The following is a 16,340-nucleotide window of genomic DNA, read 5'->3' on the forward strand; positions in this document are numbered from 1 at the left end:
GGGCGCGGCGCATCAGCCGAAGCGCGGGTCGTTGCGCGCCGCCGTGTCGACCTTGAGGCGCAGCGCATCGGCGACCTCGCCCCACGACACGTACGAGAAGTTCGTCGCGTCGCGCTGATCGTCGACCTCGGGACCGCTGTCGGGCTCGTCGTGGGTCACCAGCAGACCCTCGCGGTAGTCGCCGACCGGCCGGTTCGTGACCGCCAGCCCGTCGGAGCCCTGCACGTCGTCGACGCCGTCCACGCCCTCGATGCGGAAGGTCCCGACGAGGTCGTTGCGGCCCTGCGTGCGGTAGACGGCGTACGTGTCGTCGCCCTGGCTCGACACGATGACGTAGCCGGTCGCACCCGGACCGTAGTAGAGGTCGACGCCCTCCGCGTCGGCCTCGAGCGCCGTGCCGCCGAAGCCCTTCGCCGCGGCATCCACCGGCTCGCACTCCTCGGACTCCGGGTCGAACGCGTCGTGGATGCCGAAGTCGCGGACGCGGTCGATGAGCGTCGGCTCGCTCGAGCCGAGCGGCAGCGCCACGCGCCACAGCCCGACGTCCTCCTGCGCGGCGTACAGCACGCCCGTCCGCTGGTCGACGCTGAGTCCCTCGAGCTGCGGCAGCCCGCCGGGCTCGTCGCACGGCTGCCAGGTCGTGCCGTCGGGGAGCGGGAAGGATGCCGGGAAGTCGAAGCTGTCGATGCGCTCGTAGCCCACGCGCCCGTCCGCCACGGTGAGCTCGGCGGTCGCCACCGTGGTGGTGCCTTCGCGCGTGACGACGGCCACGGCCGCACCGTCCGCAGGCTGCCAGACGGCGAGTCCATACGCGGTGTGGTCGTCGCTCACCTCGTCACGATCGGCGCTGAAGAGGAAGGGCTGTTCGGCAGCGGTGATCTCGTGCACCGGGGCCTGCGCCTCGGCACCCGCCGGGTCGATCGCGAAGAAGCGCAGCTGGTCGTTGTAGCGGTCCGAGACGACAGCCACGTCGACCGGCCCGTCGCCGAGATCGAGGCCGTACGCGATGTCGACGTTGTTGTAGCGGCCCGCCACGCCGTCCGCGCGGGGCGCCGGCTCGGCGGCGAGGGACTGGAGCTCGGCGCCGTCGAGGTCGTAGACCCGCAGCCCGCCCTCCTTGGCGGTGGTGATGACGATCGAGTCCCGCGCGTCACCGGGGGCGACCCAGATCGCCGGGTCGTCGCCCGACGCACTGCCGCCTTCGGCGTCGTCATAGAGCGCGGGCGTCTCGACGGCGGTGGTGACGACGGCCGGCGGCACCGGTTCGCCGCCCGGGCGGGCGGTGGCAGAGAGCGGAACGGAGGCGACGAGGACCGCGGCGAGCGGCACCGCGAGCAGCAGACGGTGAGACATGCGCCGAGGCTGACGGGCCCAGGCGAACGCCGAGTGGCCGCCGGGTGAACGGCCGCTGCGCGCGCGTGGGGGTGCGACTCCTCCGGCGCCCGTTCACGCCGAAACCTCCCCGACCGCTGTTCGGGCGGCGTCCGTCAGCGAGCGTGCGGTGGCCGCGGCATCCGTCACGCCAGGCGTCAGTAGGCGAAGCGCGCGTCGGCGCGCTCGCGCCGGACCGGGATGTAGGTCGAGCGGGCGACCCGCGGCCGGCGGCGTCGGGGCTCCCGCGGTTCCGTGCGCACGTCGGCGCGCGCCGCTCGGCCACTCAGGGCGACGATCAGTGTCTCGATGTGCTCGCGCATGGCTTCTCCTTGTTCCCTGGAGAAGAGATGGTCCTGCCCGGGCTGATACGTCACGCGCATCGATTCCTGAGCGTCAGCCGGGGATCTCGGCGAAGGCGCGGACGGGGAACGTGCCGAAACCCTCGACGGCGGGCGGGGCGGCCGTGAAGCGGGCGCCGCGCGGCGGCAGCTCGCCCAGGCGGGTGAGGTGCTCGACGACATGCACGCCGGCATCCAGCAGCAGACTGTGCGCCGGACGTTCGCCTCCCGACTCGGTGTCGTCGATGTTGAGCGAGTCGATTCCCACCAGCACCGCACCGGCGTCGATGAGCCACTGCGCGGCCTCGCCGGTCAGGAACGGGGCGCCGGCGCCGTACTCCGGGCGGCCGAACCAGCGGTCCCATCCGGTGTGCAGCAGCACGGCCGCGCCGCGCACGTCGCGATCGGCGAGCGTGGCCGAACGGATGCCGCGGCGCGAGGCATCCCACGCATCCTCGAGGTGGAAGACCTCGGCGCGGAGGCCCACCAGCGACGACAGGTCGAGTCCCGCGAGGTCGCGTCCGTCGGCGTAACGGTGGAACGGGGAGTCGAGGTAGGTGCCGGTGTTGCCGATCATCTGGATGACGTCCATCGCGAACTCGGTGCCGGGCGCGTAGCGGGCGCGCGAGTCCTCGCGGGTGAGGTGCGGCGTGATCGTCGGCGCGGGGAGCCCGGGATAGGTGACGAGACCGGCCCTGATGGGGTGGCTGAGGTCGATGATGCGGCGGCTCGCGGCCTCGGCCTCCACCGCCTTGTCCACGCCGCGGCTGCCGCGATGCGGCTCCTCGACGACCCGCAGTCCGCGCAGCGCGACCTCGTCCACGAGGGCGAGCCCGAGATGCGCGACCAGCAGGCGTGCGATCCCGTCTTCGGAGATGTCGGCGGTCGGAAGGTCCAGCCGGAACCCGGTGCCGGCGAGGCCGCCCCCGTTGGCGAAGCTGATGTCGAAATCGAAGTGGGCGCGATACTCGGGCATGCGAGCGAGCCTAGGGCCGCGGCATCCGCCGGTCGCCGTCCGCGACCGCCATCGTCCGTCGGATTCCGGTCTAACCGACGGCGCCTCTAGCGGGGCCGCTCCGGGCATGCAACCCCGTGCCCCGAGAAATGCGGTCCTCGTACCGTCGGGCACATGGACACTTTCGACTTCGCACCGCGGCACGCGATCGTGACCGCTTCGGACTCCGGTATCGGACAGGCGACGGCGCTGGCGCTGGCGGACGCCGGACTGGACGTCGGCATCACGTGGCACAGCGACGAGGACGGGGCGGAGCGCACCGCCGCCGGCGTCCGCGAACGCGGTCGCCGTGCCGAGGTCACGCGCTTCGACGCCACCGCCCTCGACGAGGTCGCCGGCACGATCGACGGACTCGTCGAGCGCCTCGGCGGCCTGGACGTCTTCGTCAACAACGCCGGCGGCGGATCGGGCGGGCCGTTCCTGGACCTCTCGATCGAGGACTGGCGTCAGGTCGTCGCGCTCAACCTGGACGGCGCCTTCGCCGGGCTGCAGGCGGCGGCGCGCCACATGGTGCGCGCCGGCCGCGGCGGGCGCCTCGTCGCGATCACGAGTGTGCACGAGACCCAGCCGCGCGTCGGATCGGCCGCCTACGTCGCCGCCAAGCACGGCCTCGGCGGCCTCATCGAGACGATGGCCCAGGAGCTCGGGGAGCACGCGATCACGGTCAACGCCGTCGCTCCCGGCGAGATCGCGACCCCGCTCACCAACCAGGATCCGGAGGATGCCGAGCACACGCGTCGCCCCGGCATCCCGCTCGGTCGACCCGGAAAGCCCGACGAGATCGCGGCGGTGGTGGCGTTCCTCGCCTCGCCGAGCGCGAGCTACGTGACCGGCGCGAGCTGGACCGTCGACGGCGGGATGCTGCAGATGGGCCCCCAGGCCGGTTCGCACCTGAAGAGCGACGAATGGCGGGAAGGATGAGCATGAACGAGCACGACGAGACCGACTCCACCGGCATGACCGACGAGGAGAAGCGGCGCGATCAGCTGACGTCCGCGCCCGATGCGGTCGAGTCGGACGCCGACCCGCGCATCGACGTGACGCACCGCGACGGCGTCACGCGCATCGACATCCGCGACGACGCCGACGTGCGGCCGGGAGACCCCACCACGGAGCCACCCGATCGGTGAGGGTCAGCGATCAGGCCGGACGAGCAGGTAGCCGCGCGCGTCGTCGAAGCCCCCGATCGCGAGACCCGCGGCGAGGTGCCTGGTCAGCTGCTCGCGCACGTGTGAGCGCCAGACCGCGGCATCCACCGGCGTCTCGCGACGGAGCGTCTCGATGTCGTGCGGGATCTCGACCGACGCGACCACCCGCTCGTCGCCGGGGGTGGGCACGGGCGGCGCGGCGAGCGCCCACGACACCATGATGCGGTCGGTCTCGTCGCCGCGATTGACGCCGTCGTCCATGGGCCCGTAGTGGTTCACGAGGTACTCGGTGACCCGCGTGCCGAGCACGCGCAGGTTGAAGTGCGCGTTGCGGGCGACCAGCGGGTCGAACGTCCAGGTGATGTTCCCGACCTCGCGCGCGAGCGCCCATTCCCGCTGGTGCTGCTTGAGCACGCGTCCGAGGCCCTGCGACTGGTGGCCCGGCAGCACGCCGGTGATGTGACTGTGCATGGAGCGCGCCGCCGGAACCGCGAAGAACGCGACGGATGCCCCGACCATGCGATCGTCCTCGTACAGGCCGACCGCGTAGTTGCCGGAGTGCGCCAGCGCCCGCAGCAGGTTGGGCGGCATGCCGCCGCGGTCGCCGCCCCACACCTCCGCGAGAACATCGGAGGCGCGGTGGACCTCGTCGACGGTGTCGAGCGGGCGGATGTCGACGCCGGGCGGCGTGGCGGTCTCGGCCATGCCATCACGGTACTCCGGCGCGTCGGTCCGGACGCCCGACGTCGACACCAAGTCGGTGAGAGTGCAGCTGGTGGACGAGGAGGAGGGAAGCCGCCTCCCTCTCGTCCGCCGGCTGCACCTTCGCGGGCCGGGGCCCCGAAGGCCGCAGCGCCGATAGCCTGAAGCGATGGGCACGGGTGATGAGGACGCGAGAAGACGACTCACCCGGATGCCGCGTCAGGGCGCCATCGTGGCGGTGCTGGCCGTCGCGGGCCTGTGCTCGTCGTTCATGTTCACCCTCATGGTGCCCATCCAGTCGAAGCTGCCGGAGCTGCTGAACTCCAGCCGCGAGGACACCGCGTGGGTGGTCACGTCGACGTTGCTCGCGGCGGCGGTGATCACCCCGATCTCGGGGCGACTCGGCGACATGTACGGCAAGCGCCGCATCGTGCTCGTGCTCGTCGCGGTGATGGTCGCCGGCTCGGTGGTCGCGGCACTGTCGCCCGGCATCGTCGGCATCATCGTCGGGCGCACGCTGCAGGGCGCCATCGTCGGCGTGGTGCCGCTCGGCATCTCGATCATGCGCGACGTGCTGCACGAGGACCGCGTCGATTCCGCGATCGCCTTCATGAGCGCGACGCTCGGGGTCGGCGGCGCGCTGGGCCTGCCGATCAGCGCGCTGATCACCGAGCGGAGCGACTGGCATCTGCTGTTCTGGATGGCCGCGGGGCTCGGCGTCATCGTGTTCGCGCTCGTCCTCTGGATCGTGCCGGTGAGCGTGCTGCGCACCGCCGGCCGGTTCGACTACGTCGGCGCCGCAGGACTCGCGGTCGGCCTCATCGGCATCCTCCTGGCGATCTCGCGCGGCAACGAGTGGGGCTGGGGCTCGCCGCCGGTGCTGGTGTGCGGGCTCGGCGGGCTGGTCGTGCTGCTGCTGTGGGGATGGTTCGAGCTGCGCATCGACGAGCCGCTGCTCGACCTGCGGGTCGCCGCGCGGCCCGCGGTGCTGCTGACGAACATCGCCTCGGTGGCGATGGGGTTCTCGCTCTTCGCCTCGAACGTCGTGTACCCGCAGATGCTCGAGCTGCCGGTCGCGACGGGGGCGGGGTTCGGCCTGTCCCTTCTCGTCGCCAGCCTGATCGTCATGCCGTCGGGACTGGTCATGATGGTGCTGTCGCCCATCGCCGGTCGCATCGCGTTCCGCACCGGCCCGAAGCTCCTGCTGCTGCTCGGCGCGCTCTCGCTGATCGCCGCCTACGGCTTCACGCTGCTGTTCTCCTCCGAGGTGTGGCACATCCTCGTCGCGAACATCCTCATCGGCGCGGGCATCGGCTTCGGGTACGCCTCGATGCCGATGCTCATCATGCGCTCGGTGCCGCAGAGCGAGACGGGCGCGTCGAACGGGCTCAATGCCCTGTTCCGCTCCCTCGGCACCAGCACGGCGGCCGCGGTGATCGGCGCGGTGCTCGCCACCTACACCGTCGACTTCGAGGGGATGCCGGTCCCCACGACCACGGGCTTCACGCTGTCGCTGATCCTCGGCGGGGCCGCCGCGATCGTCGCCCTCGTGGTGGCGCTGTTCATCCCGCGCCATCACGCGCCCGAGGAGCAGCATCCGTCCCTGCGCGAGTAGCGAGCGCGGCACTTCGCTGCGACCGCTGCGACACACGATGGCGCGCTCGCACGAAACTGCCGCGCCCGCTTCAGGGGGCGTGCGTCACGCCCGCAGCAGGGCGAGACGCGGCGCGTCGGGGGCGAGGCGTTCGGCCACGGCGACCGCCGACAGGATCGCGCTCTCGTGCGAGTCGGCGTCGGCGGTGTACAGGCCCGCAAGCGAGATCCCGTGCCGCCCCTGCAGCGGGCGCAGCCGTCGCTGCGCGTCGAAGTAGGCCGTGTCGATCAGCCCGTGCTCGTAGGTCGCCGTGGCGTAGAGCGGCTCCGGCAGGACGTCGTCGTAGGTCACCCAGCTCTTGAAGACAGGCGCGTGGCGTGCCGGATCCCAGATCGACAGCGCGCTGTGCGCCGCATCGGCGCGGATGTTCACGACCGACCACGCCGCCGCGTCACGCGGCATGAGCCGGCGATCGCCGTGGATCGCGATCGTCGTCGTGAAGTACTCGAACCTCGCGAGCTGCTCCACCAGCTCCGCGAGTTCGGGTCGGTGCGCGAGCAGCGCATGCGCCTGGCGCGCGTTGCACGCGAGGACGAGATGGTCGAACGGATGCCGCATCCCGCCGGCCTCGATCGACAGGACGCCGTCGGCTTCTCGCGTGACGGATGCCACCCGCGCACCGGTGAGCACCGTCGCCCGCTCGAGGGAGGCGGCGAGGGCTTCGACGTACACCCGGAGGCCGCCGGGGATCTCACTCTGCTCGGGCGGCCGCAGACCCCTCGGGAGATTCGCACCGAGGTAGTAGAGCGCGTTGTACGCGGCGAAGCGGCGGAAATCGGCCAGCTCGACGCACCAGAACGCGAGGAGCATCGGGAAGAGGAAGTCGTCGACGAATGAGCGTGGCAGCCGCATGCGCTCGACGTACTCCGCGATGGTGACGGTGGTGTCGTGTTCGGCGAGGAACGCCGGAATGTCCGAGAGGAAGGATCGGAGTCGCAGGAGGTGCCCGATCGCACGCGGCGTGAGCGACGACCAGACCGGGCGGCCCCGCCGGAACGGCGGCATCGCGATCGGACGGGTGCCGTCGGCACGGGCGACGGTGAGCGTGGCCGGGTAGGCCGCCCGAGTGACCTCGAGCGCGTCGAGCAGCCGGTTGAAGGTGGCGTACGCGGCGCTCGGGGCGAAGAACTGGAAACCCGAGTCCACGGCGAGCGTCTGTCCGTCGACCTGGATGTCGACCGTGTGCGCATGGCCGCCGAGCCGGTCGTCCTGCTCGAACAGGGTGACGTCGTGGTCGCGTTCCAGCAGCCACGCGGTCGCGAGGCCGGCCGCGCCACCGCCGATGATTCCGATCCGCATGGTCCCCGTCATCCGAGCCGGGCTTGGGACCGAGCTTCTCTCGACAGGTCTATCGGCTCGTGCGCTCGATCGCTAGCCTGACGTCAACCGGGGCGACGGGAGCGAGCGATGGACGGGCGTGATCAGGGCTTTCAGGGGGACGGCAGCGGCCGGCACGGCAGGGGCGAGCCCGAGCAGGTACCCGTAGGGCCGCCGGACGGCGCGAGGGCGGCGGCCGATGCGACGCGGACCGGCACCGTCGCCGCGGCGAGCGGCACGGACGCGGCCGGGACGACCGCTCCCGACGACGGCGCCGACCACGATGCCCGGTTCTTCGGACAGCCCTGGGCACTCGCGCACATCTTCGGCGTCGAGATGTGGGAGCGGTTCAGCTTCTACGGCATGCAGGGCATCCTGCTCATCTACATGTACTACTCGATCGCCGACGGCGGTCTCGGGATCCCCGAGGCGACGGCGACCGGCATCGTCGGCGCCTACGGCGGCACCGTCTACCTCTCGACGATCCTGGGCGCCTGGGTCGCCGACCGCCTGCTGGGCTCGGAGCGGGTGCTGTTCTTCAGCGCCTGGGTCATCATGGCCGGCCACATCGCGCTCGCCGTCCTCCCCAACATCTGGGGCCTCGGCGTGGGGCTGGTCCTCGTCGCGATCGGTTCGGGCGGCTTGAAGGCCAACGCGACAGCCGTCGTCGGCACGCTGTACACCCCGAAGGACCCGCGCCGCGACGCCGGTTTCTCGCTGTTCTACCTCGGCATCAATCTCGGCGCATTCCTGGGGCCTATCGTCACCGGGTTCCTGCAGAGCAACGTCGGCTTCCACTGGGGCTTCGCCGCGGCCGCGATCGGCATGGCGATCGGCCTCATCCAGTACTCGTTCGGGCGCAAGCAGCTGCCCGCGTCGTCGCGCATCGTCGCCAACCCGCTCCCCGCGAACCGTCGGCTGGTCGCGATCGGCGTCGGCATCGCGGGGCTGCTGGTGATCGTGGTGCTGGTACTCACCGGCGTGATCCGCGCGGACAACCTGGCAGGCGTCGTGATCATCGTGACGCTCGGGGCGGCGATCGCCTACTTCTGCGTCATCATCGCGTCGCGCCACATCAGTGGCGACGAGCGCTCGCGCGTCATCGGCTTCATCCCGCTGTTCATCGTCAACGTCGGGTTCTGGTCGCTCTATCAGCAGCAGTTCACGGTGCTGACCATCTACTCCGACCAGCGCCTGAACCGCTCGATCCTGGGCTGGGAGATGCCGGTGTCGTGGGTCAACTCCATCAACCCGATCTTCGTCATCATCCTCTCCGGCGTCTTCGCCGCGATCTGGACGAAGCTGGGCACACGAGCGCCGTCGGCTCCCGTGAAGTTCTCCCTCGGCGCGATGATCATGGGCCTGGCATTCCTGCTGTTCCTCCCGTGGGCGAACGGTGCGCCCAACTCGACGCCGCTGCTGGCCATCGTCCTGATCCTGCTCGTGTTCACGATCGCCGAGCTCTTCATCTCTCCCCCGGGCCTGTCGGTGACGACGAAGCTCGCGCCGGAGCGGTTCCACACGCAGATGGTGGCGCTGTACTTCCTGTCGGTCGCCCTCGGCACCGCGATCGCCGGCTGGCTGGCACAGTTCTACGACCCGACCGACGAGGTTCCGTACTTCACGATCATCGGCGCCATCGCGATCGTGCTCGGCCTCGCGCTGCTCGCGTCGGCGCGTCCCGTGCTCAAGCTGATGCGCGGAGTGCGCTGAGGTTCAGCGGCCGTCGCGGCCGGTCAGGAGACGGGGAGCCGGATCGCGTGGGTGCTGCGACCTGGCTCGAGAGTCAGATCCGCCCCTCCGGCGCGCAGGCGCGCAGTCATGCCGTAGGGGACGTCGGCCGTCACGGTCGCCACGTCGTCCATGCGGGTCCACTCCACGGCGAAGCGACCGAAGGGGGTTCCGACGTGCGCCCGCACCTCGTCCACGCCCGCGTCGAAGTCGGGCTCGATCACGGCGGTGCGATAGCCGGGTGAGGTGGAGCGGATGCCGGCGACCCGGCGGTACAGCCAGTCGTCGACGCTGCCGGGCGCGTAGTGGTTGAACGACATCGGCCGGATCTCACCGCCCGGCGAGATCGCATCCCATGCCTCCCAGATCGTCGTGGCTCCGCGGTCCACCTCGTAGAGCCACGACGGCATCTCGGACTGCCAGAGCAGCGTCCGCGCGACATCCGGGTAGCCGGTGTCGCACAGCACGTCGAGCAGATACGGCGTGGAGAGGAAGCCGGTGTCGAGCCGGTTGCCGCGCTCCCGGATCAGATCCACGAGCCGCGCCGCCGTGCGAGCACGCACCTCGGCCGGCGCCAAGTCGAAGGCGAGGGCCAGCACGTACACACCCTGCATGCGCACGGGGAGGTCGCCGTCGGCGTCGATGTACTCTGCCGCGAACGCCGCCCGCACGTCGGCGGCACGCTCGGCGAAGGCTGCGGCATCCGCGTCCCGTCCGAGAACCGCCGCCGCCTGCGCGGCGATCGTCAGGGTCTGCGCCTGGAACATGGGCGCCAGGTACTCGCTCGTGAGCGCCGGCGCGATGCCGATCGCCTCGTGCGTCGGGCGGCCCTCCATCGTGCTCGGCGTCAGCCAGTCGCCGAAGTGCAGGCCGGTGTTGTAGAGCAGCGATTGCGCGCGCCGACGGTCGTCCGTGAGATCGGCGCCGGCAAACGCCTCCGGCAGCTCCGCCGCCGCGGTCTGCCGCTGATACTCGATCCACCGGGACATGGCGTCGTAGTTCTCCTCGAGCACACGCCGTTCGCCGGTGCGCTCGTAGAGGGTCCACGGCACGATGTCGATGGCATCGCTCCAGCCGGCCGCGGCGACGATCGAGCCGATGCCCTGCGCCGTCGCGGCCGCCTCGGCGTCGAACGGCGAGCGCGGCGAGAAGATCGGGATGCGCCCGTCGGGCAGCTGGTCGGCGCGCAGGTTGTCGAGCCAGCGCGAGAGGAACGGCACGACCTGCGCGTTGTTCGCGGCCGCACCGACGAAGGCCTGGATGTCACCGGTCCACCCGGCCCGCTCCCGCTGCGGGCAGTCGGTGGGCACCGAGAGGAAGTTGCCGCGCTGACTCCACACCACGTTCTCGTGCAGGCGATTCAGGCGGCGATCGGATGAAATGAACGAGCCCGTCTGCTTCAGATCGCTGCTGAGCACCACCGCGACCACGTCGTCCGGGCCCAGCGGCGAGGTCAGTCCGCTGATCCTCGCGTACCGGAAGCCGTGGAACGTGAACTCCGGCTCCCACTCCTCTGCGCCATCTGCCGCACCCTCACCGCGACCACCCGCGGCGAGGTACACGTCGGTCTGCTCCTTGTTGATGCCGACGATGTTCGTGAACCACGAGCCGTCGGCCGCGAGCGTCTCGGTGTGCTCGATCACGACCCGCTGCCCGGGCGCCGCGTCGCGCAGGCGCAGCCGCACGCGTCCGACGAGCACCTGGCCGAAGTCCACGATGGTGCCGTCGGGTGTCTCGATCAGCGCAAGGGCAGCCACCTCGAGCACGCGGCGGATCGGCTCGCCGCGGAACGGCACGAGCACCCGGGCGTCGGCGTCCGCCTCGGCCACCGGCATCCAGTCGCCGTCGTCGAATCCCGGGCGGTCCCAGCCCACCGGCACGGCCCGCCGGTCGAAATGCTCGCCGACGAACAGGTCGGCGAATGTCCAGGGCCCCGGCGCACTGCGGACGTTGGAACCGGATGCCACGACCTGCGTCGAACCGTCGGCATAGTCGATGTGCAGCTGCCAGATGGCCGACGTGCGGGTGCCGAACTGCGCGCTCGACCCGGTGAGCCCGATGCGTCCGGCCCACCAGCCGTCGGCGAGCGCCACCCCGAGCACGTTGTCGCCCTCGACGAGCGTGGCGGTGACATCGGATGACGAGAACGAGATGCGGTGCTCGTAGCTGTCGTAGCCCGGCGCGAGCACCTGGTCGTCGGCCCGGCGGCCGTTGACGAACGCCGAAAACACGCCACGCGCTGTCGCGTACAGCCGGGCGCGGACCGCGTCCGGACCGACCTGGAAACGCTGGCGCAGCAGCTGCGGCGGACGCAGCCGCTCTTCGGGCGCCGAGTCGGGACCGAGTCCGCGGATCCAGTCGACGATGCTCCACCGCTCGACGACGGCCTCGTGCTGGGCCGGCTCGACCCATGCCGCCGACCAGTCCGACGGGTCGAGCAGCGACGTCTCGAAGGTGGATGCCGTCCAGTCCGACCAGGCGCCTGCCGACGACCTGCTGCGCACGCGCCATTCGAAGGCGTCACCCGAGGTCAGGCGCCCGCCCGCGTACGCGACCAGCTCGCCGTTGGCGCCCGCGCGGGGGCCGCTCGCCCAGACGACGCGGCCGCCGTTCGACACCTCCAGTTCGTACGCGGCCTGGACGTGGTCGACCAGCCACGAGAAGCGGGGCTCGCGGGTGCCGACGCCGATCGGCGCACGCAGGTACTCGACACGCAGGTCGTACGGGGTCATGTGTCCTCACAGGGTGTCGGGCGCTTCCGGCTGCGGTCGTTGAGCGAGGGAGCGCCGGCGACCGAGACGAGACGCGGTGCACGAGGTTGTTCGTGCGATCAAGACGTTTCGTCTCGCGAGTCGGTCGCTGAGCGAGGAGCGCCAGCGACGAGACGAAGCATCCTCGCTCGCTCAACGACCGGGCGCGGCGGTGAAGCGGGTGGTGAGCGTCCCGATGCCCTCGATCTCGCTCACCAGCACGCTGTCGGGTGCCAGGAAGCGCGGCGGCGTGCGGCGGTTGCCGATGCCGGCCGGCGTCCCCGAGAAGACGATGTCGCCGGGCAGCAGCGGGCAGACGGCCGAGAGCCGCACGAGCAGCTCCGGAACGTCGTAGAGCATCATCGACGTCCGCGAGGACTGCAGGGTCTCGTCCGACAGGCGGCACGAGATCGCCAGGTCGTCTCGATCGACGAACTCGTCGGGAGTCACCAACCATGGCCCGGTCGGACCGAAGCCGGGGAACGACTTGCCCAGGCTGAACTGGGGCGCCGCGCCCTGCAGCTGGGTGATGCGCTCCGACAGGTCCTGGCCGATGGTCAGTCCGGCGACGTGATCCCAGGCCTGCTCGCGTTCGAGTCGGTGCGCTTCGCGACCGATCACGACGACGAGCTCGACCTCCCAGTCGACGTTGCCCACGGGCAGCTCGACCACCGCGTCCTGTCCCACGATCGACGACGGGAACTTCGTGAACGTCACCGGCAGCGCGTCCGGCGGGTAGCCGGCCTCGGCGGCATGCTCCGCGTAGTTGAGCCCGATCGCGAAGACCTGGCGAGGGCGCGGCACCGGGGCGCCGAGCTGCGTGGCCTCGAAGGACACGGCCCCCGCGGCATCCGCTCTCTCCAGGGCCGCCGCCCAAGCGACGAAGCGCTCCCAGTCGTCGAACAGCTGCTGAGGGTCCGGGCCGAACCGGCCATCGGACGCCCCCGCGATGTCGATCGCCTCTGCGGCCCCTGAGCCTGTCGAAGGCTGAACGAGAACCGCGCGGCCGGCCAGGTTGGCGAGCTTCACCAGTCGACCCGCTGCGGGGCCGGCTCGCCGTAGCGGTCCTCCCACGAGATCACGCGGTTGCGGAGCGTCCCGATGCCGGTGATCTCGGCCTCGATCTCGTCGCCGGGCTGCAGGTAGAAGTCGAACGGGTTCGGCTGCACGGCCGCCACACCCGAGATGGTGCCGGTCGTGATGAGGTCGCCCGCGCTGTAGGTCTGCGGCGAGTGGTACGCCACCAGGTGCGGGAACTTGATGCGCGTCTGGTTGGTGTTGCCCTGCTGGCGCACCTCGCCGTTGACCCGCAGCTGCATCGGCAGCTCGTGCATGTCGGGCACCTCGTCGCGCGTGACGATCCAGGGGCCGATCGGGCAGAACGTGTCGATCGCCTTCGAGAACGAGAAGACGCCCGACTCCATCTCCTTGCGCTGGATGTCGCGCGCCGAGATGTCGTTGAACACGGTGAACCCGGCGATGTAGTCGTCCGCCTCGTCCGGGCCGAAGAACTTGCCCGACTTGCCGATGACGATCGCGAGCTCGAGCTCGTAGTCGAGCTCCTTTGTCAGCCCCTCCGGGTAGACGATGTCATCGCCCGAGCCGATGATCGCGTCGACGTTCTGGAAGAACACGATGCCCTTGTGGACCGGATGCGACCAGTCGACCGCGGCGAGCTCGTTGTGGTGGTCGGCGAAGTTGCCCGCCGTGTGGAAGAACTTCTTCGGGCGGATCGGCGCCTCGAGCTTCACGTCGGCATAAGCGAGGCGCTCGCCGGTCTCGGTGACCTGGCCGCCGCGCTCGAAGTACTCGCGCGTCGAGGGCACGTCGAGCTCGATGACGACGCCCTCCTCGAGTTCCAGCCGGCCGACGCGGCCGCCGTCGAAGGTGATGAGCTTCATTGTTCTTGTCTCCTTGGTTCTTGCGTTTCGTCTCGCTGGCGCTCGCTCAACGACCGAGCGGGCCGGGGCTCAGGCGCCGACCATGTTGAAGCCGCCGTCGGCGAGCATGTAGCCGCCGGTCAGGTGTGCCGCCTCGTCCGTCGCGAGCCACAGGCACGCGCCGGTCACGAACTCGGGCGGGGGGATGACGCCCATCGGCGTCTGCGACAGCAGCACCTCGCGGCGGCCGTTCTTCCAGTCCTCGCGGTTCAGCAGCCGCTCGGTCTCCATGAAGCCCGGCGCGAAGGTGTTGACGCGCACCGCGGGAGCGAACGCCTTGGCGTAGGACTTCGTGATGCCGAGGATCGCGTACTTCGCGGCCGCGTACTGCGGGGCTCGCGCCGAGCCGCGGACGATCACCGTCGAGCCGACCTGCACGATGCTGCCACGCCCCTGCCGCAGCATCCGCTCGCCGAACTCGTGCGTCATCAGGAGCGTCCCCTTGACGTCGATGTCGATGACCGCGTCGAGCGCCTCCTGCGTGAGCTCGTCCCAGTTCATCTGCTCGCTCGAGACGTCGCCGACGTTGTTGACGAGCACGTCGAGGGTGCCGAACGCCTCCCAGACCGCGTCGGCCATGCGCTTGATCTGGTCCCACGAGCCGATGTCGGCCTGCACCAGGATGCCGTCGCTGCCGGCCTCGCGGATCCGCTCCAGCGTGGCCTCGGCTCCCGCCCGGGACGACCGGTAGTGCACGGCGACCTTCGCACCCTCCTGTGCGGCGCGGACGGCGACCTCTGCGCCGAATCCGGTGCCGGCACCCGTGACGAGCACCGTCTTGCCGGCGAAGCGCGGGAAGATCTGCGGAGTCGATTCCGACATGGTTTCTCCAATCGTGGGCGCGCTCAGACGAGCGTGCGCCCGCCGTCGATGTACATGACATGGCCGGTGACGAATCCGGCATGACGTGAGGACAGGAAGAGTGCGGGCCCGGTGAGCTCGTCGGGGGTCCCGAGCCGGCCGGCGGGCACGAGGCTCTCCAGCTCCTCGCGCTTGCCCGGCTTGGACAGATGCCCGGCGGTGAGCGGCGTCTCGATGTAGCCGGGTGCGAGGGCGTTGACGGTGACACCCGCGGACGCCCATTCCCGCGCCATGACGCGCAGCAGCTGGTTGATGCCGCCCTTGGATGCGGCGTACGGACCGTGCGAGTGGTGCGCGAGGAGCCCGGAGACGCTCGACAGCGCGAGCACGCGACCATGGCCCTGGCCGACCATGTGCCGCCCCGCCGCCTGCGCGAGTCCGAACAGCGACGACAGGTTCACGCGGAGGATGCGGTCCCACTCGTCCTCGGTGAACTCGAGGATCGGTCGGCGGTCGTTGACGCCCACGGCGTGCAGCAGCACGTCGAGCCCGCCCAGCCGTTCGATGACGTCTGCCACCGCGCTCTCCCCCGCACCGTGCTCGGTGAGGTCCGCCTGGATCAGCTCGAACGTCGCGCCGGCGGCGCCCAGCTCCGCGCCGATCGCATCGAGCGCGCGCTGATCGCGGTCGACGACGGCGACGGATGCCCCGGCCCGCGCATACGCGAGGGCACAGGCTCCGCCGATGCCGCCGGCCCCTGCGACGAGCACGCGAGAACCCGACAGACCGAGCCAGTCGGCGTTGACGTTCGTCTCGGCCAGGAGGCCGTCGGACGTGGTGGCGGTGTCAGTCGTCGACATCGATGGTCCTCGAGACGTGAGAGTGAGGTGGTGGGTCAATTCATTCAGCAAAAGTTGCTTTCGCTCAGTGAATGTAACCGATACGATGGGACGAGTCAATCCGGCTCGGCCGGACCCCCACACGGACGGAGACCGATGAGCCCCCGTATCCGCCCGCTCACGCCGGGCGACCTGGACCCGGAGCAATCGGCGCTGTACGCGCAGATCACCGGCGGACCCCGCGCCCAGGGACCGCAGCACTTCCCGCTGACCGACGTCGACGGCTCGCTGCGCGGGCCGTTCGACGCGATGCTGCGCTCTCCCGCCGTCGGCACGGCGCAACAGGAGCTGGGCGCGGCGATCCGCTACCGCACCCGGCTCACGGACCGCATGCGCGAGCTCGCGATCCTGCTCGTCGCCGCCCACCGGGACAGCACGTTCGAGCGCGAGTCGCACGAGGCGGTCGCGCGGTCCGCGGGACTCAGCGATGACGAGCTGACCGCGCTGCGTGCACTCGACGTCTCCTGCTTCACCGGAGACGAAGCGGCGGTCGGCCGTGCGACCCTCGCTCTGCTGGACGGCGACCTCTCCGACGACCTGTGGGATGCGGCATCCCAGGCACTCGGCGTCCCCGGTGTCTTCGAGCTGACCGCCCTGGTCGGCTACTACGTGACGCTCGCCCTGCAACTGCACGTGTTCCGTGTCGACTGAGATTGCCGGCGTCGCCGACA

15 protein-coding genes are annotated in these 16,340 nt (G+C 70.7%); 5 read left to right on the forward strand and 10 right to left on the reverse strand.

What is annotated here, in order from left to right:
* Positions 1–12 precede the first annotated feature (12 nt).
* The 3 genes from ACI3KY_RS07365 to ACI3KY_RS07375 all read right to left on the reverse strand — a co-directional run bounded on the left by ACI3KY_RS07365 (position 13) and on the right by ACI3KY_RS07375 (position 2,688).
* Positions 13–1,353: a phytase gene (locus ACI3KY_RS07365; RefSeq protein ID WP_404929529.1), complete on the reverse strand. Its 1,341-nt coding sequence runs from the start codon at positions 1,351–1,353 to the stop codon at positions 13–15.
* 176 nt (positions 1,354–1,529) lie between these two features.
* Positions 1,530–1,694, reverse strand: a complete 165-nt coding sequence (locus ACI3KY_RS07370; RefSeq protein ID WP_404929530.1) for a hypothetical protein — start codon at positions 1,692–1,694, stop codon at positions 1,530–1,532.
* Positions 1,695–1,767: 73 nt separating this feature from the next.
* Positions 1,768–2,688 carry a cyclase family protein gene (locus tag ACI3KY_RS07375; protein WP_404929531.1) on the reverse strand — a complete coding sequence of 307 codons (921 nt, stop codon included), beginning with the start codon at positions 2,686–2,688 and terminating at the stop codon, positions 1,768–1,770.
* 153 nt (positions 2,689–2,841) lie between these two features.
* Here ACI3KY_RS07375 and ACI3KY_RS07380 point away from each other — a divergent pair, with 153 nt between their 5' ends.
* Together ACI3KY_RS07380 and ACI3KY_RS07385 are read left to right on the forward strand one after the other, a co-directional pair.
* Entirely contained in the window at positions 2,842–3,648 is an 807-nt protein-coding gene (locus tag ACI3KY_RS07380) for an SDR family oxidoreductase (protein ID WP_404929532.1), read from the forward strand.
* Positions 3,649–3,650: 2 nt separating this feature from the next.
* Positions 3,651–3,857, forward strand: a complete 207-nt coding sequence (locus ACI3KY_RS07385) for a hypothetical protein (RefSeq protein WP_404929533.1) — start codon at positions 3,651–3,653, stop codon at positions 3,855–3,857.
* A gap of 3 nt (positions 3,858–3,860) precedes the next feature.
* On the opposite strand, the gene ACI3KY_RS07390 is transcribed toward ACI3KY_RS07385, so the two are convergent.
* Positions 3,861–4,580, reverse strand: a complete 720-nt coding sequence (locus tag ACI3KY_RS07390) for a GNAT family N-acetyltransferase (RefSeq protein ID WP_404929534.1) — start codon at positions 4,578–4,580, stop codon at positions 3,861–3,863.
* A gap of 208 nt (positions 4,581–4,788) precedes the next feature.
* Here ACI3KY_RS07390 and ACI3KY_RS07395 point away from each other — a divergent pair, with 208 nt between their 5' ends.
* Positions 4,789–6,192, forward strand: coding sequence for an MFS transporter (locus tag ACI3KY_RS07395; RefSeq protein WP_404929554.1), 1,404 nt, complete (start codon positions 4,789–4,791; stop codon positions 6,190–6,192).
* 84 nt (positions 6,193–6,276) lie between these two features.
* On the opposite strand, the gene ACI3KY_RS07400 is transcribed toward ACI3KY_RS07395, so the two are convergent.
* Positions 6,277–7,530 carry an FAD-dependent oxidoreductase gene (locus ACI3KY_RS07400; protein ID WP_404929535.1) on the reverse strand — a complete coding sequence of 418 codons (1,254 nt, stop codon included), beginning with the start codon at positions 7,528–7,530 and terminating at the stop codon, positions 6,277–6,279.
* Positions 7,531–7,638: 108 nt separating this feature from the next.
* On the opposite strand from ACI3KY_RS07400, the gene ACI3KY_RS07405 reads away from it, so the two are divergent.
* Positions 7,639–9,261: a peptide MFS transporter gene (locus tag ACI3KY_RS07405; RefSeq protein ID WP_404929536.1), complete on the forward strand. Its 1,623-nt coding sequence runs from the start codon at positions 7,639–7,641 to the stop codon at positions 9,259–9,261.
* Positions 9,262–9,284: 23 nt separating this feature from the next.
* Here the strand turns inward: ACI3KY_RS07405 and ACI3KY_RS07410 are convergent, their stop codons facing one another.
* From ACI3KY_RS07410 to ACI3KY_RS07430, 5 genes are all read right to left on the reverse strand, one after another.
* Complete coding sequence (locus ACI3KY_RS07410; RefSeq protein WP_404929537.1) at positions 9,285–12,011, reverse strand: family 78 glycoside hydrolase catalytic domain; 2,727 nt, start codon at positions 12,009–12,011, stop codon at positions 9,285–9,287.
* Between the two features lie 171 nt (positions 12,012–12,182).
* Positions 12,183–13,058: a fumarylacetoacetate hydrolase family protein gene (locus ACI3KY_RS07415; RefSeq protein ID WP_404929538.1), complete on the reverse strand. Its 876-nt coding sequence runs from the start codon at positions 13,056–13,058 to the stop codon at positions 12,183–12,185.
* Entirely contained in the window at positions 13,055–13,930 is an 876-nt protein-coding gene (locus ACI3KY_RS07420; RefSeq protein ID WP_404929539.1) for a fumarylacetoacetate hydrolase family protein, read from the reverse strand. The genes ACI3KY_RS07415 and ACI3KY_RS07420 overlap by 4 nt, the downstream gene beginning before the upstream one ends.
* Positions 13,931–13,999: 69 nt before the next feature.
* On the reverse strand, positions 14,000–14,791 hold the full coding sequence (locus ACI3KY_RS07425; protein WP_404929540.1) for an SDR family NAD(P)-dependent oxidoreductase: 792 nt from the start codon (positions 14,789–14,791) through the stop codon (positions 14,000–14,002).
* Positions 14,792–14,814: 23 nt separating this feature from the next.
* A complete protein-coding gene (locus ACI3KY_RS07430) occupies positions 14,815–15,630 on the reverse strand; it encodes an SDR family NAD(P)-dependent oxidoreductase (RefSeq protein ID WP_404929541.1) in 816 nt (271 codons plus the stop codon).
* A gap of 135 nt (positions 15,631–15,765) precedes the next feature.
* On the opposite strand from ACI3KY_RS07430, the gene ACI3KY_RS07435 reads away from it, so the two are divergent.
* Complete coding sequence (locus ACI3KY_RS07435) at positions 15,766–16,320, forward strand: carboxymuconolactone decarboxylase family protein (RefSeq protein WP_404929542.1); 555 nt, start codon at positions 15,766–15,768, stop codon at positions 16,318–16,320.
* The last annotated feature ends 20 nt before the right edge of the window (positions 16,321–16,340 follow it).

The organism is Microbacterium sp. ZW T2_14 (assembly GCF_044987405.1).
Taxonomy (GTDB): Bacteria; Actinomycetota; Actinomycetes; order Actinomycetales; family Microbacteriaceae; genus Microbacterium.